Below are 26,195 nucleotides of genomic sequence, written 5' to 3'. Positions count from 1 at the left end.
TCCGGAAGACCGTGATCGAGTATTGAGCATCCTCGATGGTCGAACCGTCTCGTCGAACTTGCGACCATCGCTGACCACAATACAACCACACGTTGATCTTGCGCGCCGCGGCTCTAAACATCGTCGCTCCATGATGCCGGAGGCGATGATGAGCGACGAGAACACCCTGAGCCCGGTTGAGCTTGCCGCTGAACTGACCGCCGCCTGGCTCGCCAACAACAATACTCGCGCCTCGACCGAAGAGGCGGTGGCGTTCCTGACCGCGATGCACAAGACGGTCGGCGATCTTTCAGCGCGGGGATCATCTGAACCCGATGCCGCCGCAGCGCCCGAGTTCACGCCGGCGGTCACCGCGCGCAAGAGCCTCGCCAGCAGGGAACACATCCTCTCGATGATCGACGGGCGTCCCTACCGCACCCTGACCCGTCATCTTGGCACTCACGGACTCACCGCCGACCAATATCGCGCCCGCTATAACCTGCCCGCCAGCTATCCGATGACCGCGCCGGCTTACTCCGAACAGCGCCGCGAGATGGCCAGGAAGATCGGGCTCGGGCGCAAGCCGGCATCGAAGGCCGGCGCCCAGCCTGCGCGCAAGGCAGGGGGCAGGGGCAAAAAGACGGCAGTACCCGCAAGCTGACGGCGGGAAGACCGGCCGGTCAGGGCACGCGTTAGCCAGCCTCGTTATCGTTCGAGCTGGCCACCGCAGCTGCAATCATCGCTGCGAGGCTTTCTTCGGCCTCGCGGCGGATCTTGACCTCCTTCGACAAAAGGCCCTGCTTCAGCCAGTCCGGCGCGCGCGCCAGGATGGCAGCCACAATCTGCTGCAGGTCGGAACTCGCTGTCATGATCGGCCATGACCACAGCGCAAGAAGACAGACAAGGGGCGAGAGGCCGCAAACGCTCCTCGACCGGCTCTGCCCGACCCAAAAAATTGCGTGCGAGCGCAGGTCCCGATACAGCAACGGCTACTGAAAGGCGTGCGACCCTGCGGGTTGTTTTGCGTGCGCAATCTCGGCTGTGGAAAGCGAGACACCTTGAAAAATTCCGCAGGGAAGGGCGGTTTCAGCGCCAACACGACGGGCAGCGAGTTGAGCAATCCGCCAAGCGCCTGCCTGGCGCAATGTGAAGCGGTAGTCATGGAATTCTGAAAGGCCGCCATGGCCCATGTCGATCACCAGGCCAGAGGCTCGGACGACGACTTCACGACGGCTATGTCCCGGCTCGATCATTACCGAAGTGATGACGTGCCGCGCGGTCGCACTTCCCTCCCTTTGAATTCGGGCGGCCGCTTCAGCCAGCTGCTCCTTGCCGCGGGCGCAGTCCTGTCCCTCGCAGATCAGCGCGCCATCGGGCGTGAACAGACTTGCCCAGTTTCGCGGTTCCCTGTCGTCGATATAATGGCAGAACCGAGCGAGCACCTCGTGAATCTCAACCCGTGTCTGATGATCGACCATGGATACGCAAGTCATTCCTCTCTCCTCATGATGGTCGATCAGCGCGCTGCGCGATGGCTGTCGCCTTGCGTCCATCATGTACAGCCCGTCGTCCTGCCGCAACCGGAACTGGACGGGAACGCCAAGGGGGCGGCTGCGGAACGGGGCAGGGGTCCCCATCCATGACGGGTTAGCGCTGTAGTCGGGCGCGTACCGCGCCAGAGCGGCCAGCGAACAAGGCAATATCGCGATTGGGCCCGATGACCACGTCCATATTGCCGAGGAAAGCGCGTTGCAGTGGACGCGCAGCGGGATCTCGTTCGCAAGCCTCTGCTGGTCTTTCCGGTGCAAAGCGGATCGCTCCGTCGAGCTCCCGCGGAGCTGCTCGCCAACGCCCCTCAGTCACGCCGCATTGCTGGGTCAGACGGAAGCGATTTTGTGGGAGGATATCAAGGCTGCCCCCGGGCTTTCCGAGCACGAGGAATCGCATGCCGTGGACAAGCCGGGTGCTCGACGTTCCAGCGCCCGGCGGGATGTCACCCGTGCGCCGCAGTCGAACGGTGCCGGCCGGGGAGGAAAGCAGCAGGCCGCCCGGAATTTGGCCGATCCGCGGCTCGGACAGCACCACGCGCTTGAGGTGATCGTCAGTATGGGCAGAGGGACAATTGGCAAGCGTGGCGAGGCCATTGGGGTGGAGGAACAGCTGGCGTTCGAATGCAATCGCAAGGCCTTCGGCACGGTTGCAGCCATCCCACAGGGAATAGGCATCAGAGGCAAGAATGAGCTCGGGACGCCTCGCGCCATCGCGCTGTGCCGCGCCGCTGCTGCGCTCAACCTCATAGCGGCCGGCAAGCGATCTCGCCTCGCTACTGCCGCGGCGCACGAGATCGCCGGACATCCAATGTCCGCCGCCTGCCAGCAGGATCTCGCCATTGGGCCCGTTGCCATAGCGCAATGCCCCGCGCAGTGCCGTGACCCAGGCATCGCTTTGCACCCGCGAAGCGGCGTTGCAGCTGCGCGCGGTACGACGTTCAGGCTTCAGCGTGGCCGCGCCTGGGCCGGTCTGAGCCCAGCTGCCTTCCGCCACCACACAGGGCGTCTCGATGGTGAAGCGGTCGCCTTCCACTGTGAGGACTGGGCCAGAGCGCGCGCCTGGCATGTCGATCGCCTGACCGTCCAGCGCACCAAAGCTCCAGGCGGTACCGATCAGCGGCATGGCTCGCGTCACGAACCGGTCGGGCGGCAGCGGTTCGGCTCGGACGAGCTCGATCCGGTGAGCGGGGGAGATGAGGGCGACCCGGTCAGGCCCACGCCATTCGATCTGCGGGGCGCTCGCCAGCAGGCGCTGAACGCTTTTTTCCTGCGTATCGAATGGCGGCCCGCAAGCCATGGCGGTGGACAGCGCAAAGCCGCCATACAGCCTGCCTTCGTGCGCCAGCCCTTGTCCGCCAAATGCGTTGCAGCCGACATAGGCGCCATAACCATGCTCGTCGAATGTGAGCACGGGCTGCCTGCCATCTCCCCCGACGACCAGAGCGCGCCCGTCGAGCATGATGACCCGCCACTTGCCAGGCAGGCCGGGCTGCGCTGCTTCGCGAGACGGTGCGGCCGAAGGCGCCGAAGAGCAAGCCGCAACGGCGAGCAGCAGGGGGAACGGGCGAAGCATCACCGACATAACGCCTCACCCCGGGAGAACAGGACCTTAACGGCCTCGTTGCTTCGCGATGGACGCGTCCCGTGGCGATTTGCGACTGCGCCATTTGTCAGGCAGAGGCTTGCCCAGCTTGTTGGAGCCCGTTTTCATGCAGTTCTGCTGGGCCGCGCCTTCCGCTAAAGTCTGGCGCTGTGCGGGAGATGAAGCACGAACGCACAGCCGCTTTTCCAGCGATGATCGAGCGCCAGCGTTCCCCCGAACATGGCTGCCATGCGTCTGGCCGAGGCGAGGCCGAGCCCGAATCCGCCCACGGAAGACGACCCGGCTGCGCCCTGGAAATAGTTGTCGAACAGCCGTGCCGCGTCGCCCGTGGGGACGGGCAGCGAATAATTGGCCAAGGTCTGCGTCGGGTTGGCGGGATTGACGAAGCCGAACGTGAAAAAGGCGTTCGTCTCGGGCACGCCACCATAGCCGATTGCCGACGTGAAGATCTGCGCGCCGTTCGGAAATCCTGCGCCGACCGTGTTGAACAGACTGACATCGGCGCGATTGACGATATTACCGTCGCCCATCAGCATCAGCCCGTGGATCGCGTCGGGCGACGACGCGACCGTGGTGACCGTGGTTCCTGCGCCGCGTGCCTCGATCCCTTCGACCTCGAACGTGATGGGCAACGCCGCGCCGAGGCTCGCACTCGCCGAAGCGGCGTAGGACCGCACCCAGAAGTCGATGCCGTTGCCCGCCGTGATCGAGCCGGTGACACCGGTCGACGCGCTGCGCTGCACAAAGAGCTGGCTGCCGAATTCGGCGGGCTGACCGGTACCGAGCACCAGATTGCCGTTCAGCACGCCGCCGTTGGCGACATACATCAGCGCGCCCTGGACGTTGCCATTGATCGTGCCGGCATTGATCACCGTCAACGGATTGGTGCCGCGGGTCGCGGTGCCCCCGGTGCCGGCAATCGTCGCACCGGCGCGGTTGTCGACAATCGCCATCACCGGCGTCGGCGTGTCTGCCGGGATGACCCCTGGGCCATTGACTATCACCCCGTCGATGCCGGAAATCGTCCCCCGTTTGATCAGCATCGCCGGGGAAGCCAGCGTAACGCTGCCGGTCGTCCCGCCATTGTCGATCACGCAATAGCCCAGCTCGGCCGGGATGCACGGCGGCTGAGTCTGCGCAATCGCCTGACTCGACCCTGCTAGCGCCACAGCACTGACACTCAGACCGAGACGTTTGATATGCCGTGCACGCCGATCGACCATTGCAACCCTCCAGATGAACTAACGGAAGGCGGATAGGTCCGGCTCGTGATCGCCGCATCCCCCGGCTAGGGTAGGACCGCGTCTCATGTTCGGTTTTCTCTACACAAGAATGCCAGTCGTAGCCCGCTTTGCCAGGACCGGCGATCCTGCTCGGTGTGCGGTGGCTGGCCATCGCCATCGAGAGCGACGCGGGCGCTCAACACCATTGTCCGATGGGTGCTTGATTGCGAAGGAATGGCCTGGTTCTGCCCGCATCGCGGATCCCCGCAAGAAATCTCAATCCCTTGCATGTCGGCCCTCTCAACTGCGCCTCAATGTCCGCGGCGTCGAAGAATGATCAATGGTCGCATGCGGCGGTTTCGATGCTCTGCTCAGTAGCAACCATGTAAAGCACGCGCCGACATCATTGCCCGTCTGGTGGCGTTGGCGGTGCAGGCGAGGGAGAAGCGCGCGGCGTAGCGGCAGCGAGGTCAGCATCGGTCAACGTCACCGGCTGATCGCAAGCCGCTGTTTTGTGGACCTTCCGTCCGTCCGCAAGTTCGATCACCACAGAAACAAGTCTTGTGCAGGAGGTGCTGGCGACCGGTAGTTCGACCGAGCTGCGCGCCGCGAGCGGAACATTGCCAGGCAACGGCAAGGTGATTCCGAATGTGCTTGTACTACGAACCAGCTGGCCAAAGCCTTGGCGCGACGACTTCGTGACGCGGATTGCAATACTGCTGATCACCTCGCCGCTTTGGTTGTCAATGCGGATGGATTTGTCCGACACGCCGGTATCGCAGTTGCCAGCTTGCACAATCGCGCGCTCGCCCGACCGCGTCGGGTTCGAAGGCCGCACTTCGCCACCGCCCTCCTGCGTCATGACGGGGGCTAAGAACGCCGCGATCAGCAGCATGTGCATCGTCTTTGATTAGCACCGCGACGGCTCGGAGTCGCTGCCAAATTGTGACCGCTTGTTCCTGGCACCTTGCCGGCACGTTGAGCCGCCCACACCCGGCCTGCCATGTCGCGATGACCTCATGCGAACCGTCTCGTCACAAATGGCGATATCAGGTTCGACGGGTAAATCCGTGATATTGCGAAAGGATAGCGGGAGGCGACCGTGCATCAGAACGACGAGGTCAATCCTCTACGGCGACGCGCTGAAGCAGTGGAAGGGGGAAGGTGGCTTGTCTGTTGCGTCCGGCTCACGCGCCACCTGTCGATACCAGAAGCGCGCGGGCGCTGGCACGTTGGCCTGACGTCGTTCCGATGTTTACGCGACGAAAGGGGCACGCAAGGCGCGCCCCTTTCCAGTTCAGAGGGAAATCCCTTAAAGCGCGCGATCGGCCGCGTTCTCGAGCCGATCGACTGGCCCCCTGTTCGGGTCATCCCGACCATCAAGCGCGTTTTCGGTCCTGTCGAGGGGGCCGCGATTGGGATCGTCTGTGCCATCGAGGGCATTCTCCGCTCTGTCGATCGGGCCCCTGTCAGGGTCGTCCTTCCCTTCGACCGCGTTGACGAGGCGATCGATCGGTCCCCGATTGGGATCGTCATGGCCGTCCAGCGCATTGGCGATCTTTTCGCCCAGCGTATCGTTCGGCTTTTCCGAACCCTGATACCGCGGATCACGATCTTCCATGATACTCTCCTACATTGGTTTGCCCCGGCTTGGCGGGTCAGGCGTCTCAACGGACTCGCCGGCATGAGAGTTCCTTGCCTGCGGCGCGAACCGGTAACGATGCCAAAGCTGCCAGACATCGTCAGCGGACAGGAACGCCGCCGCCTTCCTTGAGTTATCCCAGCGCACGAGCGGAGGAGGTTCCGTTGAAAAGGCTGTTCGACCGTTTCGCAACTGGTTGCGCTCGTTTCAGCGGCCGACCGGCCATGCTTATGGTTTGCATCGCGCTCTCGATCGTGGGCGCGGCAGCTTACGCGTCGGGAGACGAGCATTTTCTCGGCGGCGCCAATATCTCAATCAGCATCGTCACGCTGTTGCTGTTGCCTATTCTGCAGGCAACGCAAAACAGGGATGGGGCGGCTCTACAGGCGAAGATCGACGAGCTCATCAAGGTCAATGCGGCCGCGCGCAACGACCTTATCGGTTTGGAAAATCGTGATGAAGAAGAGATCGAACGTGTCCGTCAGGATCAGGAAGGACTATGTCCCCGTGAATGAATGAAACGGCCGCGCCCGCTCGGCCAACCTCGGCTAACCAGCGTGGCTCCAGTGTGAAATGGGAGACCAATGCCGAACATGTCGGGTGAAGAGGTCGCGGACAAGGCGCGCGCGATTCATCGGCAGCTGAAGGTCTTGTTCGCTTCGGGCTACACGCGCGACGCGATCATGCGCGACGACAGGCTGGAAGCAGGTGTGGACCTTATTTCCAAGCCCTTCACTGATGCGAGCCTGGCCGCGAAGGTGCGCGAAGCGCTCGGTCGCGATGCTGTGCTGGACGAGCGAAGGGCCGTATGAATCGTTTGCTAGAATCGAGCGCGACGAGAAGTTTCGGGTGGTCGGAATGATGGTTTCCCGTCACTGATAGCAGTCAGCTGGTAATTTGCGTTCGGACCGGGAGTTGTGGGGCAGCTCTTATTGTGAACTGCCCGTCAGCGACGCGCCCTGATCGCGGACATTCCCGGGCAGATCGCTGGTTCCGGCAAGCGGAACGTCCGCCGGGGAAGCGCCGTGGCGTGATTGAATGGCCTGGTTTGCGTCGCAAGCGGTCCTTGCGAGCGTTGCAATCGCGGTTCATTGCTGGCTGGGTCGCTCACGAGCCATAGGAGGACGCCATGCATCTCATCGCTGCATCCACTCTAGCCTTAGCCTTCATTGCTGTGCCAGCTGATGCTCAGGCTCAGTTATCCAGCGTCGATCGGGCTGCAGCTTTTCGCGCCGCTGGCTTCAAACAGGTAAGTGGACAATGGCGCGCGTGCGACGCACCTCGGGGCAGCGTTTACGAGCCGGGCAAGATCGAAGAGATCAGAGACCTGAACGGCGATGGTCGACCTGAAGCGATTATCACGGAGGGAAGCAGCTTTTGCTACGGCGGCGATGAAGTCGGCTTCGTGATCGTCAGCAAGCAGGCAAATTCCACCTGGAAGCTGATTGTCGGTAGCGAAGGGATCGCGAACGTGCTCAAGGAAAAGGGAACTCGCGGCTGGCCCGACATCGAGATAGCAGGGCAGGGTTTTTGCTTCCCCGTGCAGCGGTGGAACGGCAAAGAGTACCGCACCGTCCGGTTTCAGTACCAGGGAAAAGCTTGCAGGCGACCGCGTTAAGACGTGCAGCCCACCATTTGCGCTAGTCCCGAACCAGGGTCGCGTGCAGCACGCCCGCTGCCGGCGCGCCGCCAGGAGGACGACGACGCAAATTGGGTGGCAAGCGAACGGGCAGGCAACCCCTTCCTGCGATGATCAGCGCCGCTCGAGATGGCCCTCTTTTTCCCGCACACCAAGTCATGTCTGAAACGGGGCGTGACCCATCTCCCCAGACGGAGCCGTTCCGCCAATCGGCCGTTATGCGCAGCACAGGATTCGATCATCGGAATTGAGGATGGCGACCATATTACTGGTGTCGAGTTTTGTTGGTCTAATGGTCTGTTGCGTTGGCCTTGCACGCTATAATGCGCCAGGCCGTAGAATTGCTCGGCAGCGCCGACGCGAAACGGAAGCCTACCGTCAGCGGATGATCGAACGGCATGGGACATTCGGGCGCAAGTCCGATGGCGACGGCGCCTAGTGCCGCACGATGCCAAAAAACACACCAACTGTTCCGTGCGGCAACCGCTTGTCGAGAGCAGTCGCACAAGCATGGCTGCAGCGTGCGAACCCCAGAATTCCCGGAGTCGATTTGGCGTTGCGCACGTAAAGAGATGCCGGGCGTGAGGCCCGGCATCCTTCACGAACATATTTGTGTCAGGCAAACACGACCTTAGGCTGGCGACGGCGCGAGCGGATTGCCATGCCTGCCAAGCCAAAGCCCAACAACATCATCGCCCAGGTCGAGGCTTCGGGTACCGCGAAGACGACATTGTCGACTTCTGCCGAATTGAAAGCGCTGCGGATCCGAATACCGCTGATCAATGCATCGCCCTCGCTACGCGCGAACGTGATCCGCCGATTGGTATTCGGGATTTCCTGATTCCCATTAGCCGGCGTCGAGAATGCCCAGCCTTCCCAGCTTCCAATGACATTCCCAACCGCATCCAGCAGATCGACGCCATTGAACGCATCGATCGAACCCAGGAAAATGCTGACGGTGTTGTAGCCAACAGTCGCATTCGCCAGGGTTGCCGCGCCACCGCCGGCCACGGAGAGATAACGGCTGCCATCGCTGAACGCCGGCTCGGCCGAAGTGGCGGTGTCACCTGTAATCAGCTGAACCAGCGGCCCGCCGGAGAGCGTGAAGCCGGCAGGAAGCGCTCCGTTGAAGTTGATTGTCGCATTACCGGCAGGTGCTGCAAACGAGGCGGCCGACCCGGGCGTGGTAAAGAAACTGGCCGCGTTGGCTGAACCAGCAACTAGGCTGGCGGCAAGCGCGGCAGCCGCAAAAAGCGTCTTCATCGTCATGAACGTGAACCCTTAGACTGTGGTGATGCGTGATACGGCGAACCGCACAATCTTGGATCCAAGATCGCATTAACGCTAATTAACCAGATGCCTCAGAGTTCCGATCGATCCTCACTTTTTGAGCGGATGCCCCATTTTGGGACAGCAAAGGGTCTCAACACCTATTGCGTATGGCGCCAAATCAGGACGCGATTCCGATCTTCCCGTGCGTCCACGCAGGTACGAGATGTAACTGGACGGTCGCAGCTTCCAGTCGCCTTTCATATGCATCAGCCATTTCGAGATGGACGAGCGCCACCGCGTTGTTTTCGCAGCCACACGCCTTGACCCGCTCCTGGCGCGCCCGCTCACGATAATATGCTATATCGTCCGATCGCATTGCCGCCTCCACCGCTAATACGTCTGCAATCGACCTTAAGCCGATATTGGTGCGATCACATTGATGCTGGTTAATGGGCGGTAGGCATTTCCGGGCCAGTAGCCTTTGAAGCGACGGCCGCCCCGGCGGATGCTGTCCGATGCCGGGGCGACCTCGCTCCACTAGTCCCAGGTCGTGAACAAACCCCTATGATTTGATAGGGTGTTCAGCAGGCAATGGCTCCCAGATCAGCTGCAAGTCGAAGATCTGCAGGGCGCTCCCGTGGCCATCGCAATCGAGCCTTGCTAAGTCTGGCGCATGCGACCGCCCAAGTTCTACATTCCCGGCGTGTCCGCTGATCGGCAAGAAGCGATTTACGGCGCGTTCGCGGCGACGGGTGGTGGCTCCGTTCCGCCCAACGAGGAGCGAATATATTCGATCACCTTTCAACTGGGTGGGGTCGACTGGACTGCCACCGTTGGTTCTCAATTGCGCGGCGTTCGAGCGCGGGAGAGAAAGTTCTCTCGTAGGCACTGGATGGATGCGCCGGTCTTCAGCGACACCGAGATCGCCGCGATCATCCCCGGTCACCCCTGTCTGATTTTCCACTGGGGCGAGCGATCGCCGTGGCCCAACCCTTTTTTCGCGAAGGATGTGAAATCGGTAACGAAATTCAGCGCATGATGTTTCGGGGAGGCAACAACATGTGGTGGATTGTCTACGGGACTGCAGGTGCGGCCCTCCTGGCGAGCTTCAAGGGCGAGAAAAGCGCCATTTGGGACGGGTCGACAATCGGCATGTCCATCGGCCTTGTCGTCGCTGCGCTCAACGGCTTCGAATTCTCAATGGTCGCCAAATGCGCGGCAATCGGCGCATTATGTGGCCTCGCCGCACAGATGCTCACAATGTTCGGGGATCCTCGCACAAAGGGCGCTTGAGACGGCGGACCGAGGTCAATGAGCCGCTTGACCGCGAGGAGTGGTGGTCGGCCCGAACCCCTGCTGGCGGCGCGCGCGGAGCGCGGGAACGTCGAATGATGGGTGATGGGGTCGTCCAATCGCAGTCACTGCTGCAAGCAGATCTTGAGCTGGCCGTATGCGGCGGCAGGGCCGTCTCACGGTCGGCACAGGCCGCAATATGGTGGATCTTCGGCGAACGCAGCGGGGAAATCGCGCCCGGCAAGATAGGAAATGACATCCGAATTCCGCCCCAGACGCCAACCCCGCGGCGATTGCACCAACCAGGGCGTAGTGGGCTCGGCATCGTCCCTCAACGGGCCGTAGGCCAGGACCTGCCGTCTCGTCAGCCGGAACGGCGCAGCATTGCTCGCAGCCGAGGCGATAGCTGCAGTCCATTCCAAGATCCATGCATCCCCGTCCCTGTGGAGCCTTCCAACGCCTCGAATGCTGCTTTTAAAATTCAGAAGTTACCCGGGCGATTCGTCCACGCTGGGTCGCCAAGAACACGCCGAGGGTAAGCACCACCAGCAGGGCCAAGGCTTGTGCCGCTGTCAGCGCGTCCTCGACGAAGAAGGCGACCAGGAGTGCCGCGTTAACTACCATTGCGAATATTGCCGGGAGCGGGAAAAACGGCATTGCATAGGGGCGCGGCAGGGTGGGGAAGCGGCGCCGCATGACGACTGCCGCCGCGTTGACGCAGACGCCAGTCGCCGCGAGCAGCGACACACTGAAGGCGAGCAGCATTTCGTAAATGCCGATCGTCGCCAGCAGTGCGCCCGCCGCCACGGTCACCAGCATGGAAAGCCGTGGGGTGCCGTTGTCCGCGACGTGCGCCAGGTGCGGAATCTCCCTTGTGCGCGCGAGAGCAAAAAGGATGCGGGGATAGATCATCACCGCCGCATTCAGCAGGGTGACAAGCGAGATTAGCGAGATCGCGGTGACAATCATATCTGCGCGCGGACCGAAGACCCGCGCCGCCGCATCCGCCGCGACCAAGTTCGAGCCCGCCATCTCGGCGGGCGAGAGCACGCTCAACAGCGCTAGGTTGACCAGCACGTAGATCGCCGTGACTGCCAGAATGCCCATGAAGGTGGCCCGCGCGATATCGCGTTTGGGATTGTATACTTCCTCGCAAAAATAGGCCGCGCTGTTCCAGCCCGAATAGGTTCCGAACACGCCGCGGATAGCGACGATGATCCCGCCCGCAGTGACCGCTGCCGGTGGGATGTCGGAGGGTACCGACACTCCGCGCGGCGCAAAGCACAGCGCGCCGACCAGGATGGTGAAGAGAGCCGCCTTGATCGCGCTGCCCACTTCCTGCGATAGCCCGCCGATCTTCGTGCCACACAAATGGATTGCACCGATCGCCAGGACCAGCAGCGCGGCGAGCACGCCGAGCGGTATGGAGGTGGCAATGCCGAGGCGGTGTAGATACTCGCCGAAGACGACGGAGACGAAGCCACAAACGCCGATCCCTGCGAGCCAGTCAGCAATGCCCACAGCGAGGCCGAGGATCGGCCCGAAGGCCGCGTCAACGAAGGCGAAAGGCCCACCCGTGCGGCGGATCGAGGATGCGAGCTCGACCGTCGACATGGCATCGACATAGGAGACAAAGCCGCCGAGCAGCCAAAGGCCGATGATCAGCGCCGGATCGGGGACACCCGCGGCCACAAGCCCCGGCGTGCGCAGGATACCCTGGCCGATGGTCCCGCCGACAACGACCGCAATGCCGAACGCCACGCCCAATACGCGCAGCAGATGGCTGCCATCGCCCTGATGCATCTGCTTGCCCCCGATGTATTTGCCCCGCCACAGGTAGAACACGTATGGTCGGGAGCGCCAAACGCTAATCAGCGGGGCTGCGCTTTCGGCAAGTCGTGTCAAGGCTTGTCCGCAGTCCTGTCTCCTCGCTGATGCCCCATTGAGAGGATCGACTGGCAATTTTTCGGCAACCAGTGACCGCCGAGAAGCGGCAATGTCGGCATCATCTGAACGTTGAAATTTGGCGATCGTAAGAAACACCCCGACGGCGGCCGCAAGTTCCGCACACCATCGCACCGAAAGCTGCCGCGAAATTCCGTGACGATGCGCGCTTCACTCGTAGCGCAGCGCTTGAACCGGGCTCGTCCGCGCCACTCGGAATGCGTGCCAGCCCACGGTGTTTATCGCGATCAACAATGCGAGTGCGCCAGCGGTGATGAAGGGCAACGGGGTCAACGCAATCCGTTGATCGAAGCCGTTGAGCCAGTCGCGCATCAGCCACCATGCAACGGGCCAGGCGATAAGATTGGCGATGAGGACGGGGCGGCTGAATTGCCATACCAGCAGGCGGACGATGTCGCGCGTCTTCGCCCCAAGCACCTTGCGGATGCCGATCTCTTTCGTGCGGCGCTCGGCGGTGAAGGCGGCGAGACCGAACAGGCCAAGACAGCCGATCACCACGGCCAGCAAGGCGAAGGCGGCGAACAGCTGTCCGCGTGCCGTCTCCTGATCATATTGCTGACGCACGATGTCCTCGGCAAAGCGCGCACCGAACGGCACCTGTGGGATGGTGCGTTTCCAAACCGTCTCGACCTGCTCGCGCACTTTGGCAGGATCGCCCGAGAAGCGGACGAGGATGTCACCAAAGCCGTTGCGGCGCATCGTGTAGATGATCGGCTGAAGCGGGTCGCGGACCGACCGGAAGCGCGCGTCGGCGACCACGCCGATCACTGTCAATTCGATCAGTCCATTGTCGTTGCCGGCCTCGGTGCGGACGCGCTGGCCGACCGCGTCCTGCGGTGACTTGAAGCCGAGCCTTCGCGACGCTTCCTGCGTGATCACGACGTTGAGACCGCGCTGGATGAGCGCCTGTACTGCCGCCTGATAGGCGGGATTGCTCGGCGGCGGGGTAGTCGCGTCGTCCTTGCCCTGCGCTTCGGAGAAGAGGCGTCCGGCGAGCAGCTTCATGCCCATCGCCTTGAAGAAATCCTGTTCGACCGCATAGTCGCCGATATCGACCGTCTGCGTCGTGCTGCCGGGCAGGAAGACGCGGCTCATCGAATTGTTGCCTGGGTCGACGCCGATCTGCGAGCGCGCCACGGCTTCGATCCCGGGAATGCGGCGCAGCTGCTCGGCGACCTGGCCGTCGCGGTTGTCGACGCCACGATAGCCGAGATTGCCGACCTGCAGCAGCCCGTCGCGGCGGTAGCCGGCGTCGGCGGTCTGCGCATAGACGGTCTGGGCATAGATGACCGCGGTGCAGATGATCAGTGCGATCGAGACTGCGAACTGGCCGATCACCAGCGCGTTGCGCAAGATGCCCGAGCCGTGCGCGTCGGCAGCCGACTTGTTGGCCTTGAGGATCTTGGCCGGCTCGAACCGTGCGAGGAAGAGGGCGGGATAGAGCCCGGCAGCGATGCCGACCAGCAGCACCAGCCCGATCGCCGGCAGCGCGACGCCGCCCGCGCCGAAATAATGCAGCTCGAGCTGCGCATCGAGGAACGCGCTGAACGCCGGCAGCGACAGCTCGACCAACCCGAGCGCCAGCAGCATCGCGATCGCGGTGACCAGCACGGATTCGCCGAGGAACTGGACGATCAGCTGGGGCCGCGAGGCGCCAAGTACCTTGCGCAGCGCCACTTCGCGCGCGCGCTGCGAGGCGCGGGCTGTGGCGAGGTTGGTGAAGTTGACGCACGCCATGCCGAGGATCAGCAGCGCGACGATCGCAAAGGTGATCACGGTGAGGCGGTCGTTACCCGGTCTGACCGCGGCGTCCTGTGCATCGCCGAGATGGACATTGCGGATGTTGGTCAGCCGATAGTCCTGATACTCGCCGGGGTTGCGGCGCTGGTCGCCGGTGACTTCGTCCGGAATGTTGCGCTTCTCGAACGCCGGCATGCGCTGGTGGATGAGCTTCGCGTCTTCGGGCGAGCGCAGCCGCACGAAGTTCCATCCCTGCTGATTGTCCCAGCCGGTCACCTGACCCATGCGGTCGGCGAACTGCACGCCCAGATCGAAGCGCGCGACGGCGTTGGCGGAGAAGCTCGAATTCTTCGGCCAGTCCCTGAATACCCCGGTCACGCGATAATCGACATTGCCCATATTGTCGACGATCGTCAGCGTCTTGCCGACAACGTCGAGCGTGCCGAAGCGGCGCTTGGCCTCGCTCTCGCTCAGCGCGATCGAATTGGTGTCGGGCAGGGCGGTGGCGCCGCTGCCGCGCACGAACGGCACGTCGAGGATCTCGAACAGATTGCCGTCGACCATGCGCAGATCCTCGATCTCGCCGGCCTGGCCGTCCTGGATCACGATCGGCGAGAAGCCGCGCACCCAGACCAGCTTCTCGACCTGATCGGGATAGTCTTTTTGCAGCGTCTTGCCGACCACGATGCCGCTCATCTGGAGGTGCATCTCCTCGCCGCCCTGCGGCGTCGCCTTGTAATCGGTCTGCACCTGGAAAGCGCGGTCGGCACCCTTCATCCAGCTGTCATAGCTGGTCTCGTAGCGGACATAGAGCAGGATCAGCATGCATGCAGCGAGGCCGAGCGCGAGTCCGACGATATTGATGCCGGCATAAACGCGGTTTTTGGCCAGTGCGCGGACGGCGACGGTGAGATAGTTGCGCCACATGGGCTGTGCTCCGAAACAAGGGGATCAGGCGGCGCGGCGGCGTTCCTGGAGGATGCGGCCATCGAGCATGTGGACGATGCGGCCGGCATAATCGGCATGCGAGGCCGAGTGGGTGACCATGACTATGGTCGAGCCCTGCTGGTTGAGCGTCTGGAGCATCCGCATTACCTCCTCGCCATGATTGGTGTCGAGGTTGCCGGTGGGTTCGTCGGCCAGGATCAGCCGGGGCTCGGCCACCAGCGCGCGGGCGACCGCGACGCGCTGCTGCTGGCCGCCCGACAGCTGGCTGGGGCGGTGGCGCGCGCGATGGGCGATGCCGACGCGATCCATCACCTCGTCGGTGCGGCGCTTGCGCTCGGCGGCGGGAACATCGTGGTAGAGCAGCGCCAGCTCGATATTCTCGCGCACAGAAAGCTCGTCGACGAGGTTGAAGCTCTGGAAGATGAAGCCGATGCTCGCCTTGCGCACCTCGGCGAGCTTGCTCTCGGAGAGGTCCGCGACTTCCTGGCCGGCGAAGACGTAGGAGCCGCTGCTCGGGCTGTCGAGCATGCCGAGGAGGTTGAGCAAGGTCGACTTGCCGCAGCCCGATGGGCCCATGATCGCGACGAACTCACCCTCGGCGACGTCGAGATCGATCGCGTCGAGCGCAGTCGTCTCGACCATGTCGGTGCGGTACAACCGCAACAGCTGGCGCATCTGGAGCATGTTCATTCCTTTCGGCCTGAGAGGTCGAGCCGTTCCTTGTCGGCGAAACCGGTATAGGGGGAGGTGATCACGCGCTCGCCCGGGTCGACCCCTTCGAGCACCTCGATCGAGCTGGCGTTGCGGCGGCCGAGGCGAACCGGGCGCTTGACCGCGCTGCGCCCGTCTTCGGCAACAACGAAGACATATTGGCCGCCCGTCTCGCTGTAGAAGGCGCCGTTGGGGATCAGCCGCGCCGGGGCGGGATCGCCGAGCGTCAGCTTCGCCTGAAGTGTCTGGCCGCGCTGGAGATCGGCGGGTTCGGGGCCGATGAACTGCAGATCGACCTGAAACTGGCCGTTCTGCACTTGCGGGTAGATCTTCGTCACCTTGGCCGGGAAGCTCTTGCCGGCGAGCTCGATATTCGCCTTCTGGTTGAGCTGGACGCGGCCGAGATAGAATTCATCGACCCCCGCCATCAGCTTGTTGCGGCCGGGGCTGTCGATCTGGCCGATGCGTTCGCCGCGCGACAGCGACTGGCCGACCTGGATGTTGAAGCCCGAGAGCTGTCCGCCGACCGGCGCGCGCAGCTTCAATGCGTCGAGATTGGCACGCGCGATGGCGAGACCGGCCTGCATCGACGCCATCGACGCGCGCTGCTGGGTGAGCTGGCTCGATTGCAGCTTTTCGTCGGTCGCGCGGCTGCGGCGCATCGCGTCGAGCCGGCGGCGCTCGTAGCGATTTTGCGCCGTGGTGTCGGCGAACGCCTTGCCGCTGACGAAGCCGCGCTCGGCGAGCTTCGCCTCGCGCTCATATTGAAGCCGCGTCTTGTCGGCGGCGAGCTCGGCCTCGAGCACGGCGCGCTCATTGGCGAGGCGCGTCTGGGCGAGCGCCAGTTCCTGGCTGCGCATATTGTTGATCTGCTGCTCGACCTCGGTCTGGCGGGCAAGCGTGGAGAGCTGAAGTTCGGCGTTGGACAGCTCGACGATCGGCTGGCCTTTTGCAAGCTGCGTGCCGTCCTCGACCAGCACCTTCTCGACCCGCCCGCCTTCGATCGCGTCGAGATAGACGGTGAGCAGCGGCGTGACGCGGGCGCGCAGCGGGATGAAGTCCTCGAACGTGCCGTTGGTGACGGTCGAGACCGTCAGCCGGTCGGCGGCGACGGTCTGCGCGTCGCCGCGCGGGGCGTAGAGCCAGAACACCAGCGCGGCGGCGATAAGCAGCGCGCCGCCGAGCGCCCAGGGCGTCCAGCGCGGCAGGCGGCGCGTCTCGACGACGCGGTCCATGCCGCTGCCGTCGACCGGACCGCCGGTCCGGGATGTCGGATCGGGAAGCTTGAGCAGGCGCATCACCGGACCTTGAGCAAGGCGCATGCCAATGGCGCCACCAGCGCGGCGGCGCTTGCCGGCGGGCGGACACTGTCCGGGTTCGGACAATCCTGTCCGGAAACGAACAGGGCGAGCGGCGCCAACAGCGCGGTCGCGCGCGCGATCGCGTTCGAGATCAGCCAGCACAAGATCGCGCAGAGCGCCGCGACGTGCGCGAAGCGAACGGCGTGAAAGCGGCGGTGGGCACTGGCGGGGCAGTCCGGCTGGTTCATGCGATCCTCCACAGCATCAGTCGTGCCAAGTGCCGAAATGCGCGGAATCCCCGGAAAAATCGGCTGTCGGCAATGGGGTGGCATGGTTATTGATTGTCCGGTTCCGCACAGCGGTTGTACGGGAGCGGTCAATGACGACGGGGGATCGGTTCGGACTTTGTCTCGTCGTCGATGACGATGAGGACGTGCTGATGGCGGTCCGCCTGCTGCTGCGCGGGCTGTTCGACGAGGTGGTGACCTGTGTCGCACCCGCCGCGGCGCTGTCGGTGGCAATCGGGCGCAAGCCCGATGTGGTGCTGCTCGACGCCAATTTCGCGCGCGGCGCGACCGATGCGAAGGAGGGGCTGCAACTGCTCGATCAGCTGCTGGCGGCCGATGGCGACCTGATCGTGGTCATGATCACCGCGCATGCCGGAGTGAATGTCGCAGTCGAAGCGATGAAGCGAGGGGCAGCAGACTTCATCTCCAAGCCCTGGGCGAATGAGCGGCTGCTCGCCACGATGCGCACCGCCGCGGCGCTCAACCGTTCGCGGCGGCGCGCGGGGGCGGCGGGGGTGCGGCCGGCATTGGGCAGTGGCAGCGATCTGATCGGCGGATCGGCGGAGATGATGCGCGTGCATTCCCTGATCGCGCGCGCCGCGCCGACCGACGCCAATGTGCTGGTGCTGGGCGAGAACGGCACCGGCAAGGAGCTGGTCGCGCGCGCCTTGCACCGCCAGTCGCGGCGCGCGGACCGGGCGATGGTGACGCTCGATCTGGGTGCGGTGGCGACCGAACTGATCGATTCGGAGCTGTTCGGCCACGTCCGCGGCGCGTTCACCGGGGCGAAGGGCGACCGCGTGGGCAGAATTCAGGCGGCGGACGGGGGCACGCTGTTCCTCGACGAGATCGGCAATCTGCCGCTGCATCTCCAGCCCAAATTATTGACCGCGCTCGAACAGCGGCATGTCACCCCGGTCGGCGCCAACCGGCCGGTGCCGGTCGATATTCGCGTGATCGCCGCGACCAACCTGTCCGCTGCCGCGCTGCGCGATTCACGGCAATTCCGCCAGGATCTGCTGTTCCGGCTCAACACGGTCGAGATCGAGCTACCGCCGTTGCGCGAGCGGCGCGAGGACGTGCCGGCGCTGATCGACCATTATCTCGACCTCTATGCCGCGCGCTATGGCCGCCCGCGTCCGGCGCTCAGTCCGGCGGCGCAGGCCGCACTGGCGGGGCATGACTGGCCCGGCAACGTCCGCGCGCTGCGCCATGCGATCGAGCGCGCGGTGATCCTGGCCGGCGATGCGCCGATCGAGCCGGGCGATCTGTCGCTGACCGCGCCGGCGCCGCGCATCGCGCCCGGGGCGGTGGTGACGCCGGCGCGCGACGCCGATCTCAACCTCGACCGTGCCGAGCGGCGGCTGGTCGAGGAATCGCTCAAGAAGCACGGCTACAACATCTCCGCCGCCGCCGCGGAACTTGGCCTCTCGCGCGCGGCCCTGTACCGGCGGATGGAGAAGCATGGGCTCTGAACATCGCTTCACGCTGGTGCTGTTCGGCTGGATCGCGCTGCTGCTCGCCGCGCTTGCGGCGGCGGTTTGGGCGTTCTCGCAGCCGGGACTGGCGGTGGTGCGGCTGGTCGCGCTTGGGACCGCGGCGGGGAGCGTCGCCGGGCTCGTCGGCCAGGTGCGGCGGACCAATCTGCTGCTGGCGCGCTTTGTCGAGGCGCTGCGCCATGGCGACTTTTCCGCGAGCTTCGATGCGGGCGGCGGCGCCGGATTCGACCGGCTCGGCAATGCGCTGACCGGTGCGATGCGCGACCTGCGCGCCGAGCGCGCGAAGGGGCTGGAAGCACAGCGCTTTCTGGAAGTGCTGCTCGATGACCTGCCGGTCGCACTTCTGACGGTCGATACGGTCCACGGCGTTCAGTTGCGCAACAAGGCGGCGCGGCGGCTGCTGACGCGCGATGTCGGGACCCGGCCGGAAGATTACCGGGTCTATGGTGAGGCCTTCGCGCAAAGAATGCTGGGGTCGGGTGGTCTGAACGAGGTCCTCGAACTGGAAGTCGGCGGGGTCAGCCAGCGCTGTCTCGTCCGCACGGGCCTGGCAGAGCGGCCGGGTCTGCCGGTGCGGATCGTCACGATCGAACCCATGCAGGGCACGCTCGACACGGCCGAGATGGGAATGCAGACCGATCTCGTGCGGGTGCTCGCCCATGAAATGCTGAACTCGCTCACGCCGGTCACCTCGCTCGCTGGGAGCGCGGTCGTCCTGCTGGGCGAGGAGAACCCGAACATCGCTGAGGCGCGCGCTGCTGTGCTGACGCTGGCGCGGCGCAGCGAAGGGTTGCGGCGGTTCATCGAGAGCTATCGTGCGGTCGCGCACCCGCTCGACCCGCGGGTTCGCAGCTTCGCGGCGGCACCGTTCGCGGCCGAACTCGAAAGGTTGTTCAAAGCGGACTGGATCGAGCATCGCCTGACCGTGTCGGTCGATCCGAGCCTGATCCTGCACGCCGACCCTGATCTGCTTGCACAGGCAATGCTCAACCTGTTGCGGAACGCGGCGCAGGCTGGGTCGAGCAATGTCCGCCTGTCGTTCGAGCAGCACGGCGGCGCCGTCCTCATTACGGTCGAGGATGACGGCGCTGGGGTTCCGGAGGCGATCCGCAACGACGTTTTCCTGCCGTTCTTCACCACGCGGCGAGGCGGCAGCGGCATCGGGTTGAATCTTGTGCGGCAGATCGTCGTTGCGCATGGCTGGACAATCTCGCTTGCCCACAGCCCGCTGGGAGGGGCCCAATTCAGGATCGTCGCCCATCGCGGAAGCTCGAACCCTGCGCGCGCACCTGATTGATTTGTGATTGCGGTGTACGGCAGCTGTGCGCCCCAACGGCGTCATTCGGCCTGCTTGCCGGCGATCCCGAAAGCTGCCGTTCGCTTCGCTCTCCAACGGGTTCCGCGCTCCAATTCGAGCTAACGGAAATCAGCGCATGAGGCCGGCGGCTCGTAACGCATCCTCGATGATCCTGCCTGCACCGCCCCTGGCATGGGCGGACACGGGCTTGTGATCGTCGATCGCGACGGGTTGGACACGCTCGGACCGGGTCACTTTGGTTCCAGCCTGCCTTTCAGCCGCCGGAAGCTGTGCGCCGCCCTCCAATAATCCCCAGAAATTCGCGATGTGCCGCGTCGACGAGATGGCGGCCTCCAGCATGTGAGGGCCAGGGGTGCCGTAAGCGTCCTCGCCGCGTGTCGAGAGCGGTGTTCCATGGGCCATCCCGCCGATCCGATAGTCCTCGATGACCGCATTTCCCGCAGCATCCAGCCAGACCCGATGGGGATGCCCATCGACTCGATCGCTGCGATTGGGACTGGCGGGAACGCCATGGACGGACCGCCACTGGGCCAAGACTGCATCTGCGTTGGATGAATCGACGATGGGATCGGCGCCGCCATGCCATATCGAGATGCTCGGCCATGGACCGGGGTGGGACGAGGCTGCGCGAACCAGCGCCCCGAGCGCTGCATCCTCGGGACCGCCATGTCCGCGCATGCGGTCGAAGGCCTGCGGCACGCCATTGGCGGTGCCGAAGGGGAGGCCCGCGATGATGGCGCCGCCAGCGAAAGTCTCGGGATAGGTGGCAAGCATGATGGAGGTCATCGCGCCGCCCGCTGAAAGGCCGTTGATATAAACCCGCGCAGGATCGACGTCATGGCGATCGACCATCGCGGCGATCATCTGGACGATCGACAAGGGCTCGCCCGCGCCGCGCTGGCCGTCGGCCGACTCGTACCAGTTGAAGCAGAGGTTCATGTTGTTGGCCCGGCGCTGCTCGGGAAAGAGCAAGGCGAAGCCATATTGGTCTGCGAGCTGCGACCAGCCCGCGCCGCGATCATAGGCCGCGGCGCTCTGCGTGCAGCCGTGGAGCACGACGACCAAAGGGGCGCCGCTCCGCATGGTTTCAGGGACATAGCACCAGGCGCCGAGCGCGCCTGGGTTCGATCCGAAATCCAGCAGTTCGCTCAAGCGACCCGCCGCGGCTGCCGCATCCTGCCCGGGCAACTGGCTGCGCAGCGCGGCGAGGCGGCCGATCGTGTTCGAGAGCGATCTCATATCGTTAACTCCTTCGGCCCGGGGGAGCCGAAGTGGCCGGACATGAATAGAACGCCCGCCATTCCCGATCGTTGCTGCAATGCAGCATTTAATTTACGGGGTGGCGGGCGGTTTCGCTCGGTTCGCCTTGGCGTCAAGATCGACCGCCAGTTCGCGAGGCCAGTGGCGCAGCTTTGCGCACGCCGTGAGAAAGGCGCTCGCATCCCTGGCGCTGGCGAGCGGCAGGCAGGCCTCGTCGAGATCGTCGGCGATCCCGGCCCTTTCGAACAGCAACTGCGCCTCGCGACTGATGCCGATGAACTTGCAATGCGCGAAGGCATCGGTGGCGAAGTCCTTCGCTGCCGCATCGCCCGCGAGCAGCGCGGCACCCGCATCGGAGATCAGCACCGCGATAGCATCGAACAGCACCGACGGACCGCCATCGATCTTGTGCTTCGCCGCAACCTTCGTCCCGTCGGACAAGGTGGCGCCGGCGATCTTGGGCGCGACCACCTCATAGACTGCGCCGGCCTTCTCGATCGCCGCGACCAGCGCATTGAAGATCGCCGCATCGGCGCCGTCGCTCAGCAGAATGCCGAGCTTGCGGCCCTTGAAGCTGTCCGGCCCGTTCTTGACGATGCTGAGCGCATCGGACGCCGGCAGGTCCATCATCGTGGGCCGGGCTGCCTGGGCCGGTTTGGGGAGGTCGAATCCCAAGCCGTCCGCAACCTTGGCCGCCAGCATCTCGTCGATGTTACGCAAATGCGAGACCGTCCGCGCGCGGATGTCCGGCCGCTCGACCTTGCTCAACTCGAACACGAGCGCGTCGCCGATATGCTTCTGCTCGATCGGCGTCTGGCTGGAAAAGAACAGCCGCGCCTGGCTGTAATGGTCGGCGAAGCTCTCCGGCCGCGCCCGGATCTTGGGCTCCGGCTCGGCCGCAGGCACGCTTGTGAAACCGCGCGCCGGATCCTCGCGCGGGCCGCCATCGAACGGGCCCCAGCTGTTGGGCTCATAGTTGACGCGGCCCTTGGGGTTGCGCATCGCCATGTGCCCGTCCTGCTGGAAATGCGCCATCGGGCATTTGGGCGCATTGATCGGGATATGGGTGAAGTTCGGGCCGCCCAGCCGCTTGAGCTGGGTATCGAGGTACGAGAAGTTGCGGCCCTGAAGCAGCGGATCGTTGCTGAAGTCGATGCCTGGCGGCACGTTCTGCGTCATGAACGCGACCTGCTCGGTCTCGGCGAAGAAATTGTCGACCACGCGGTCGAGTACCAGGCGCCCAACGATACGGACGGGCAGGATTTCCTCGGGGATCAGCTTTGTCGCGTCGAGCACGTCGAAGTCGAACTTGTCGGCGAATTTCTCGTCGAACAGCTGCACGCCGAGCTGCCACTCCGGGAAATCGCCCGAATTGATCGCATCCCACAGGTCGCGGCGGTGGAAGTCGGGATCGGCGCCGTTGATCTTGACCGCTTCATTCCAGCAAACCGACTGGAGACCCGCCTTGGGCTTCCAGTGGAACTTGACGAAGGTCGACTTTCCCTTGGCGTCGACCAGCCGGAAGGTGTGGACGCCGAAGCCCTCCATCGTCCGAAACGAACGCGGGATCGCGCGGTCGGACATGGTCCACATGATCATGTGGAAGCTCTCCGGGGTCAGGCTGACGAAATCCCAGAAATTGTCATGCGCCGATGCCGCCTGAGGGAAGGCGCGGTCGGGTTCGGGCTTCACCGAATGGACGAGATCAGGGAATTTGATCGGGTCCTGGATGAAGAAGACCGGGATGTTGTTGCCGACCAGGTCCCAATTGCCTTCCTGGGTGTACATCTTGACCGCGAAGCCGCGCACGTCGCGCGCGAGGTCAAACGAACCCTTCGAACCCGCGACGGTCGAGAAGCGCACGAACGCGGGCGTCCGCTCGCCGACGCGCTGAAAGACATCGGCGCGGCTGACGTCGGCAAGCGAGTCGGTCAGCTCGAAAAAGCCATGCGCGCCATAGCCGCGGGCATGGACCACGCGCTCGGGGATACGCTCATGGTCGAAGTGGAACATTTTCTCGCGGTAATGCGTGTCCTCGATCAGCGCGGGACCGCGTGCGCCCTGGCGCAGCGAATTCTGGTCGTCAGCGACCGGGTGACCATTGGCGGTGGTTAGCGTGGCCACCTCGCCGCCAGCGACCTGATGCGTTTCGCCGCCCCCGCCCTGAGTCTCGGCGTAGGTCGTGGACAGCGCGGCGGCAGGCGGAAGCTTCGACGCCTCGGCGGGGCTTTCGCCGGACTTGGGCGCGGACGTCTTCGGAGATTTGGCCATTTGGGGATCCTCGTCGTGTCGATTGAATGAATTGGACGAGGCGATGCGGGGCTCGCGCCGCCGCAGGACAAGTCAGGTCTGTGATCTGTGCAGCGCTCAACCGGCAACGTGCGGTGAAGTTGCAGCCGGATCGCCTCGACTGATCTGGATCAGCACGAATTGTCGGAACGGCGGCTCCAGCGCTTTGTTGTCGGCACAGCTTTCTCGAAAGGACAGACGATGGGCGACGGGCTCGACGCCGCGGACGATGCGCCGCTGGCGACATCCAAGCACGAATTTGCCGCAGCGGAGGCGGTGGCCGGCACGCTGCCCGGCGCCAAAGGCGCCACGCTGACCTCGCGCGCGGTGACGATCAACCGGCCAAGCGCGGACCTGTTCGCCTATTGGCGCGACTTTTCGAACCTCCCAAGCTTCATGGACAATGTCGAGCGGATCGATGTGATCTCGTCCACGCGTTCGCACTGGGTCGTCAAGGCGCCCGCCGGGAAGACCGTCGAATGGGACGCGGTGATTACGGAAGAGGTCGAGGGCGAGCTGATCGCCTGGTCGTCACAGGAAGGCGCCGACGTGCCCAATAGCGGCCGAATCGAGTTCCGCGACGCCGGCGCGCGCGGCACCGTCGTCATCGTGACGATCCTCTACGATCCGCCCGCCGGGTTCATCGGCAAGGTCGTCGCCAAGATGTTCCAGCGCGAGCCGGCGATCCAGGCGCGCGGCGACCTGCGCCGCTTCAAGCAGCTCATGGAAACCGGCGAGATCGCGACAGCCTCGCGCACCCGCGCCCAACTCGAAGCGGAGCAGAACTGATGCGCGCGCTCACTTGGCACGGCAAGCACGACGTCCGCGTAGATACCGTCGACGATCCCGAGATCCTCAATCCGCGCGACGCGATCATCAAGATCACCTCGACCGCGATCTGCGGATCGGACCTGCATTTGTACGACGGCTATATCCCGACGATGCAGGCAGGTGACATCCTCGGCCATGAGTTCATGGGCGAGGTGGTCGAGGTCGGCGCGAAGTCCACGCTGCAAAAGGGCCAGCGCGTCGTCGTGCCCTTCACCATAGCCTGCGGCAGCTGCTATCATTGCGGCAAGCACCAATATTCGGCCTGCGACAACGGCCTCCCTGCCGACAATCAGGACATCGGCCAGGAGATGTACGGCCAGCCGATGAGCGGGCTGTTCGGCTATAGCCACCTCACCGGCGGCTATGCCGGCGGCCAGGCCGAATATGTCCGCGTGCCGTTCAGCGATGTCGGGCCGATCATCATCCCCGATGGCGTCGAGGACGAGAAGGTGCTGTTCCTGTCGGATATCCTGCCCACCGGCTGGATGGCGGCGGAGAATGCCGATATCGAGCCGGGCGACACGGTCGCTGTGTGGGGTTGCGGACCCGTCGGGCTGTTCGCGGTGCAGTCCGCGTTCCTGATGGGTGCCGAGCGCGTCATCGCGATCGACCATTTCCCGCACCGGCTCGAACTGGCGAAGAAATTCGGGGCGGAGACGATCAACTTCGAGGAGACAGCGACTTACGAAGCGCTGCTCCAGATGACCGGCGGGATCGGTCCCGACGCGGTGATCGACGCCGTCGGCCTCGAAGCGCACGGCTTCTTCGTCGACAACGTGATCGATCAGATCAAGGCGTCGACCTTTCTCGGCACTGACCGCATCCACTCGATCCGGCAGGCGATCATCGCCTGCCGCAAGGGCGGGCGTGTCTCTATGCCGGCAGTCTATGGCGGCTTCGTCGACAAGTTCCCGCTCGGCGCATTCATGGAAAAGGGGCTGACGCTCAAGACCGGCCAGACCCACGTCCAGCATTACATGCCGGCGCTGCTCAACGCGATCATGGAGAACAAGATCGATACGACCTTCCTGATCAGCCACACGCTCGGGCTCGAGGACGCGCCGCAGGGCTACAAGATGTTCCACGACAACCAGAATGAAGTGACCAAGGTCGTGCTCAAGCCCGGCCTGGCGCTCGCAGCGGAGTAGGCGAATGGCGACCAAGCTCGCGATCATCACCGGCGCCTCGACTGGCATCGGCTTCGAACTGGCGACGCTCGCGGCGAAGGACGGCTATGACCTGATCGTCGTCGCCGACGAGCCGCTGATCGAGGCGGCGGCAGAGGACTTCAAGCAGTTCGGCACCGACGTGCGTTCGGTCCAGGCCGATCTCTCGACGCTGGAGGGGGTCGATAGGCTGCTGGCGGCGGCAGGCGGACGGCGTATCGACCTGCTTGCGGCCAATGCCGGGATCGGGACCGGCGGCGCGTTCCTTGATCAGGCCGTGAGCAACTGGCGGCACTCGATCGACACCAATGTGACCGGTACGGTCTATCTGCTCCAGAAGGTGCTGAAGGATATGGTCTCGCTGCGGCAGGGCAAGGTGCTCGTGACCGGATCGATCGCGGGCTATGTCCCTGGCGCGTTCAACGCGGTGTACAATGCCACCAAGGCGTTCGTGGACAATTTCACCGAGGCGCTGCGCAACGAACTCAAGGATGTCGAAGGCGTGACGCTGACCACGCTGATGCCGGGCGCGACCGACACCGAATTCTTCGCGCGTGCCGACATGCTCGACACCAAGGTTGGGCAGGACGAGAAGAAGGCCGATCCCGCGAAGGTGGCCAGGGACGGCTGGGATGCGTTGATGGCCGGGCAGGGGCACATCGTGTCGGGCCTGTCGAAC

General features: G+C 64.2%; 25 protein-coding genes. 11 read left to right on the top strand and 14 right to left on the bottom strand.

Features of this window, described 5'->3' with window-relative positions; genetic code table 11:
* The first annotated feature begins 22 nt into the window (after positions 1 to 22).
* On the top strand, positions 23 to 640 hold the full coding sequence (locus M9978_RS18885) for a Ros/MucR family transcriptional regulator (protein WP_436977203.1): 618 nt from the start codon (positions 23 to 25) through the stop codon (positions 638 to 640).
* Positions 641 to 671: 31 nt separating this feature from the next.
* Here M9978_RS18885 and M9978_RS18880 read toward each other — a convergent pair whose 3' ends face one another.
* The 6 genes from M9978_RS18880 to M9978_RS18855 form a co-directional block, all read right to left on the bottom strand.
* On the bottom strand, positions 672 to 848 hold the full coding sequence (locus tag M9978_RS18880) for a DUF6771 family protein (RefSeq protein ID WP_254295997.1): 177 nt from the start codon (positions 846 to 848) through the stop codon (positions 672 to 674).
* Between the two features lie 120 nt (positions 849 to 968).
* Positions 969 to 1,559, bottom strand: a complete 591-nt coding sequence (locus M9978_RS18875) for a nuclear transport factor 2 family protein (protein WP_254295995.1) — start codon at positions 1,557 to 1,559, stop codon at positions 969 to 971.
* A 67-nt stretch (positions 1,560 to 1,626) separates the two neighbouring features.
* A complete protein-coding gene (locus M9978_RS18870) occupies positions 1,627 to 3,111 on the bottom strand; it encodes an META domain-containing protein (protein ID WP_254295993.1) in 1,485 nt (494 codons plus the stop codon).
* 155 nt (positions 3,112 to 3,266) lie between these two features.
* The gene (locus M9978_RS18865; protein ID WP_254295991.1) at positions 3,267 to 4,355 is read right to left on the bottom strand and encodes an ATP-binding protein; all 1,089 of its coding nucleotides are present in this window, start codon (positions 4,353 to 4,355) and stop codon (positions 3,267 to 3,269) included.
* Between the two features lie 403 nt (positions 4,356 to 4,758).
* Positions 4,759 to 5,250 carry a hypothetical protein gene (locus M9978_RS18860; protein WP_254295989.1) on the bottom strand — a complete coding sequence of 164 codons (492 nt, stop codon included), beginning with the start codon at positions 5,248 to 5,250 and terminating at the stop codon, positions 4,759 to 4,761.
* A gap of 417 nt (positions 5,251 to 5,667) precedes the next feature.
* Complete coding sequence (locus M9978_RS18855) at positions 5,668 to 5,976, bottom strand: hypothetical protein (RefSeq protein ID WP_254295987.1); 309 nt, start codon at positions 5,974 to 5,976, stop codon at positions 5,668 to 5,670.
* Positions 5,977 to 6,161: 185 nt separating this feature from the next.
* Between M9978_RS18855 and M9978_RS18850 the strand changes: the two genes are divergently transcribed.
* The 3 genes from M9978_RS18850 (at position 6,162) to M9978_RS18840 (ending at position 7,615) form a co-directional block, all read left to right on the top strand.
* A complete protein-coding gene (locus M9978_RS18850) occupies positions 6,162 to 6,512 on the top strand; it encodes a low affinity iron permease family protein (protein ID WP_254295985.1) in 351 nt (116 codons plus the stop codon).
* 69 nt (positions 6,513 to 6,581) lie between these two features.
* Complete coding sequence (locus M9978_RS18845; RefSeq protein ID WP_254295983.1) at positions 6,582 to 6,809, top strand: response regulator; 228 nt, start codon at positions 6,582 to 6,584, stop codon at positions 6,807 to 6,809.
* Between the two features lie 317 nt (positions 6,810 to 7,126).
* Positions 7,127 to 7,615, top strand: a complete 489-nt coding sequence (locus M9978_RS18840) for a hypothetical protein (RefSeq protein WP_254295981.1) — start codon at positions 7,127 to 7,129, stop codon at positions 7,613 to 7,615.
* Positions 7,616 to 8,251: 636 nt separating this feature from the next.
* On the opposite strand, the gene M9978_RS18835 is transcribed toward M9978_RS18840, so the two are convergent.
* Positions 8,252 to 8,905, bottom strand: coding sequence for a PEPxxWA-CTERM sorting domain-containing protein (locus M9978_RS18835; protein ID WP_254295979.1), 654 nt, complete (start codon positions 8,903 to 8,905; stop codon positions 8,252 to 8,254).
* A 676-nt stretch (positions 8,906 to 9,581) separates the two neighbouring features.
* Here M9978_RS18835 and M9978_RS18830 point away from each other — a divergent pair.
* Together M9978_RS18830 and M9978_RS18825 are read left to right on the top strand one after the other, a co-directional pair.
* The gene (locus M9978_RS18830) at positions 9,582 to 9,947 is read left to right on the top strand and encodes a hypothetical protein (RefSeq protein WP_254295977.1); all 366 of its coding nucleotides are present in this window, start codon (positions 9,582 to 9,584) and stop codon (positions 9,945 to 9,947) included.
* A gap of 20 nt (positions 9,948 to 9,967) precedes the next feature.
* The gene (locus M9978_RS18825) at positions 9,968 to 10,201 is read left to right on the top strand and encodes a hypothetical protein (RefSeq protein WP_254295975.1); all 234 of its coding nucleotides are present in this window, start codon (positions 9,968 to 9,970) and stop codon (positions 10,199 to 10,201) included.
* Between the two features lie 474 nt (positions 10,202 to 10,675).
* On the opposite strand, the gene M9978_RS18820 is transcribed toward M9978_RS18825, so the two are convergent.
* The 5 genes from M9978_RS18820 to M9978_RS18800 form a co-directional block, all read right to left on the bottom strand.
* Complete coding sequence (locus M9978_RS18820; protein WP_254295973.1) at positions 10,676 to 12,046, bottom strand: APC family permease; 1,371 nt, start codon at positions 12,044 to 12,046, stop codon at positions 10,676 to 10,678.
* A gap of 270 nt (positions 12,047 to 12,316) precedes the next feature.
* Positions 12,317 to 14,833, bottom strand: coding sequence for an ABC transporter permease (locus M9978_RS18815; RefSeq protein ID WP_254295971.1), 2,517 nt, complete (start codon positions 14,831 to 14,833; stop codon positions 12,317 to 12,319).
* Between the two features lie 24 nt (positions 14,834 to 14,857).
* Entirely contained in the window at positions 14,858 to 15,538 is a 681-nt protein-coding gene (locus M9978_RS18810) for an ABC transporter ATP-binding protein (protein ID WP_254295969.1), read from the bottom strand.
* 2 nt (positions 15,539 to 15,540) lie between these two features.
* The gene (locus tag M9978_RS18805) at positions 15,541 to 16,863 is read right to left on the bottom strand and encodes an efflux RND transporter periplasmic adaptor subunit (RefSeq protein ID WP_254295967.1); all 1,323 of its coding nucleotides are present in this window, start codon (positions 16,861 to 16,863) and stop codon (positions 15,541 to 15,543) included.
* Entirely contained in the window at positions 16,863 to 17,114 is a 252-nt protein-coding gene (locus M9978_RS18800; protein ID WP_254295964.1) for a hypothetical protein, read from the bottom strand. The genes M9978_RS18805 and M9978_RS18800 overlap by 1 nt, the downstream gene beginning before the upstream one ends.
* A gap of 131 nt (positions 17,115 to 17,245) precedes the next feature.
* Here M9978_RS18800 and M9978_RS18795 point away from each other — a divergent pair, with 131 nt between their 5' ends.
* Together M9978_RS18795 and M9978_RS18790 are read left to right on the top strand one after the other, a co-directional pair.
* Positions 17,246 to 18,628: a sigma-54-dependent transcriptional regulator gene (locus M9978_RS18795; RefSeq protein WP_254295962.1), complete on the top strand. Its 1,383-nt coding sequence runs from the start codon at positions 17,246 to 17,248 to the stop codon at positions 18,626 to 18,628.
* On the top strand, positions 18,618 to 19,949 hold the full coding sequence (locus M9978_RS18790) for a sensor histidine kinase (protein WP_254295960.1): 1,332 nt from the start codon (positions 18,618 to 18,620) through the stop codon (positions 19,947 to 19,949). The genes M9978_RS18795 and M9978_RS18790 overlap by 11 nt, the downstream gene beginning before the upstream one ends.
* A gap of 129 nt (positions 19,950 to 20,078) precedes the next feature.
* On the opposite strand, the gene M9978_RS18785 is transcribed toward M9978_RS18790, so the two are convergent.
* Entirely contained in the window at positions 20,079 to 21,209 is a 1,131-nt protein-coding gene (locus M9978_RS18785; protein WP_254295958.1) for an extracellular catalytic domain type 1 short-chain-length polyhydroxyalkanoate depolymerase, read from the bottom strand.
* A 93-nt stretch (positions 21,210 to 21,302) separates the two neighbouring features.
* Positions 21,303 to 23,501 (bottom strand): catalase, encoded by a 2,199-nt coding sequence (locus tag M9978_RS18780; protein WP_254295956.1) that lies wholly within the window; start codon positions 23,499 to 23,501, stop codon positions 21,303 to 21,305.
* 219 nt (positions 23,502 to 23,720) lie between these two features.
* Between M9978_RS18780 and M9978_RS18775 the strand changes: the two genes are divergently transcribed.
* The 3 genes from M9978_RS18775 to M9978_RS18765 form a co-directional block, all read left to right on the top strand.
* Positions 23,721 to 24,308: an SRPBCC family protein gene (locus M9978_RS18775; RefSeq protein WP_254295954.1), complete on the top strand. Its 588-nt coding sequence runs from the start codon at positions 23,721 to 23,723 to the stop codon at positions 24,306 to 24,308.
* Positions 24,308 to 25,498, top strand: a complete 1,191-nt coding sequence (locus tag M9978_RS18770) for a zinc-dependent alcohol dehydrogenase (RefSeq protein ID WP_254295952.1) — start codon at positions 24,308 to 24,310, stop codon at positions 25,496 to 25,498. The genes M9978_RS18775 and M9978_RS18770 overlap by 1 nt, the downstream gene beginning before the upstream one ends.
* Before the next feature lie 4 nt (positions 25,499 to 25,502).
* On the top strand, positions 25,503 to 26,195 hold a 693-nt coding region (locus M9978_RS18765; protein ID WP_254295950.1), incomplete at its 3' end, for an SDR family NAD(P)-dependent oxidoreductase.

The organism is Sphingomonas tagetis, assembly GCF_024211275.1.
GTDB classification, from domain to species: Bacteria; Pseudomonadota; Alphaproteobacteria; order Sphingomonadales; family Sphingomonadaceae; genus Sphingomonas; species Sphingomonas tagetis.
Note: the sequence above shows the minus strand (reverse complement) of the source record. Positions and strands in the feature narration are given on the sequence as shown.

Coding starts and splice junctions, on each gene's coding strand:
- M9978_RS18770 (WP_254295952.1), top strand. CDS start 24,308: ATGCGCGCGCTCACTTGGCACGGCAAGCACGACGTCCGCGTAGATACC.
- M9978_RS18835 (WP_254295979.1), bottom strand. CDS start 8,905: ATGACGATGAAGACGCTTTTTGCGGCTGCCGCGCTTGCCGCCAGCCTA.
- M9978_RS18780 (WP_254295956.1), bottom strand. CDS start 23,501: ATGGCCAAATCTCCGAAGACGTCCGCGCCCAAGTCCGGCGAAAGCCCC.
- M9978_RS18800 (WP_254295964.1), bottom strand. CDS start 17,114: ATGAACCAGCCGGACTGCCCCGCCAGTGCCCACCGCCGCTTTCACGCC.
- M9978_RS18845 (WP_254295983.1), top strand. CDS start 6,582: ATGCCGAACATGTCGGGTGAAGAGGTCGCGGACAAGGCGCGCGCGATT.
- M9978_RS18840 (WP_254295981.1), top strand. CDS start 7,127: ATGCATCTCATCGCTGCATCCACTCTAGCCTTAGCCTTCATTGCTGTG.
- M9978_RS18870 (WP_254295993.1), bottom strand. CDS start 3,111: ATGTCGGTGATGCTTCGCCCGTTCCCCCTGCTGCTCGCCGTTGCGGCT.
- M9978_RS18815 (WP_254295971.1), bottom strand. CDS start 14,833: ATGTGGCGCAACTATCTCACCGTCGCCGTCCGCGCACTGGCCAAAAAC.
- M9978_RS18790 (WP_254295960.1), top strand. CDS start 18,618: ATGGGCTCTGAACATCGCTTCACGCTGGTGCTGTTCGGCTGGATCGCG.
- M9978_RS18880 (WP_254295997.1), bottom strand. CDS start 848: ATGACAGCGAGTTCCGACCTGCAGCAGATTGTGGCTGCCATCCTGGCG.
- M9978_RS18855 (WP_254295987.1), bottom strand. CDS start 5,976: ATGGAAGATCGTGATCCGCGGTATCAGGGTTCGGAAAAGCCGAACGAT.
- M9978_RS18805 (WP_254295967.1), bottom strand. CDS start 16,863: ATGCGCCTGCTCAAGCTTCCCGATCCGACATCCCGGACCGGCGGTCCG.
- M9978_RS18810 (WP_254295969.1), bottom strand. CDS start 15,538: ATGCTCCAGATGCGCCAGCTGTTGCGGTTGTACCGCACCGACATGGTC.
- M9978_RS18830 (WP_254295977.1), top strand. CDS start 9,582: ATGCGACCGCCCAAGTTCTACATTCCCGGCGTGTCCGCTGATCGGCAA.
- M9978_RS18795 (WP_254295962.1), top strand. CDS start 17,246: ATGACGACGGGGGATCGGTTCGGACTTTGTCTCGTCGTCGATGACGAT.
- M9978_RS18860 (WP_254295989.1), bottom strand. CDS start 5,250: ATGCTGCTGATCGCGGCGTTCTTAGCCCCCGTCATGACGCAGGAGGGC.
- M9978_RS18775 (WP_254295954.1), top strand. CDS start 23,721: ATGGGCGACGGGCTCGACGCCGCGGACGATGCGCCGCTGGCGACATCC.
- M9978_RS18865 (WP_254295991.1), bottom strand. CDS start 4,355: ATGGTCGATCGGCGTGCACGGCATATCAAACGTCTCGGTCTGAGTGTC.
- M9978_RS18785 (WP_254295958.1), bottom strand. CDS start 21,209: ATGAGATCGCTCTCGAACACGATCGGCCGCCTCGCCGCGCTGCGCAGC.
- M9978_RS18825 (WP_254295975.1), top strand. CDS start 9,968: ATGTGGTGGATTGTCTACGGGACTGCAGGTGCGGCCCTCCTGGCGAGC.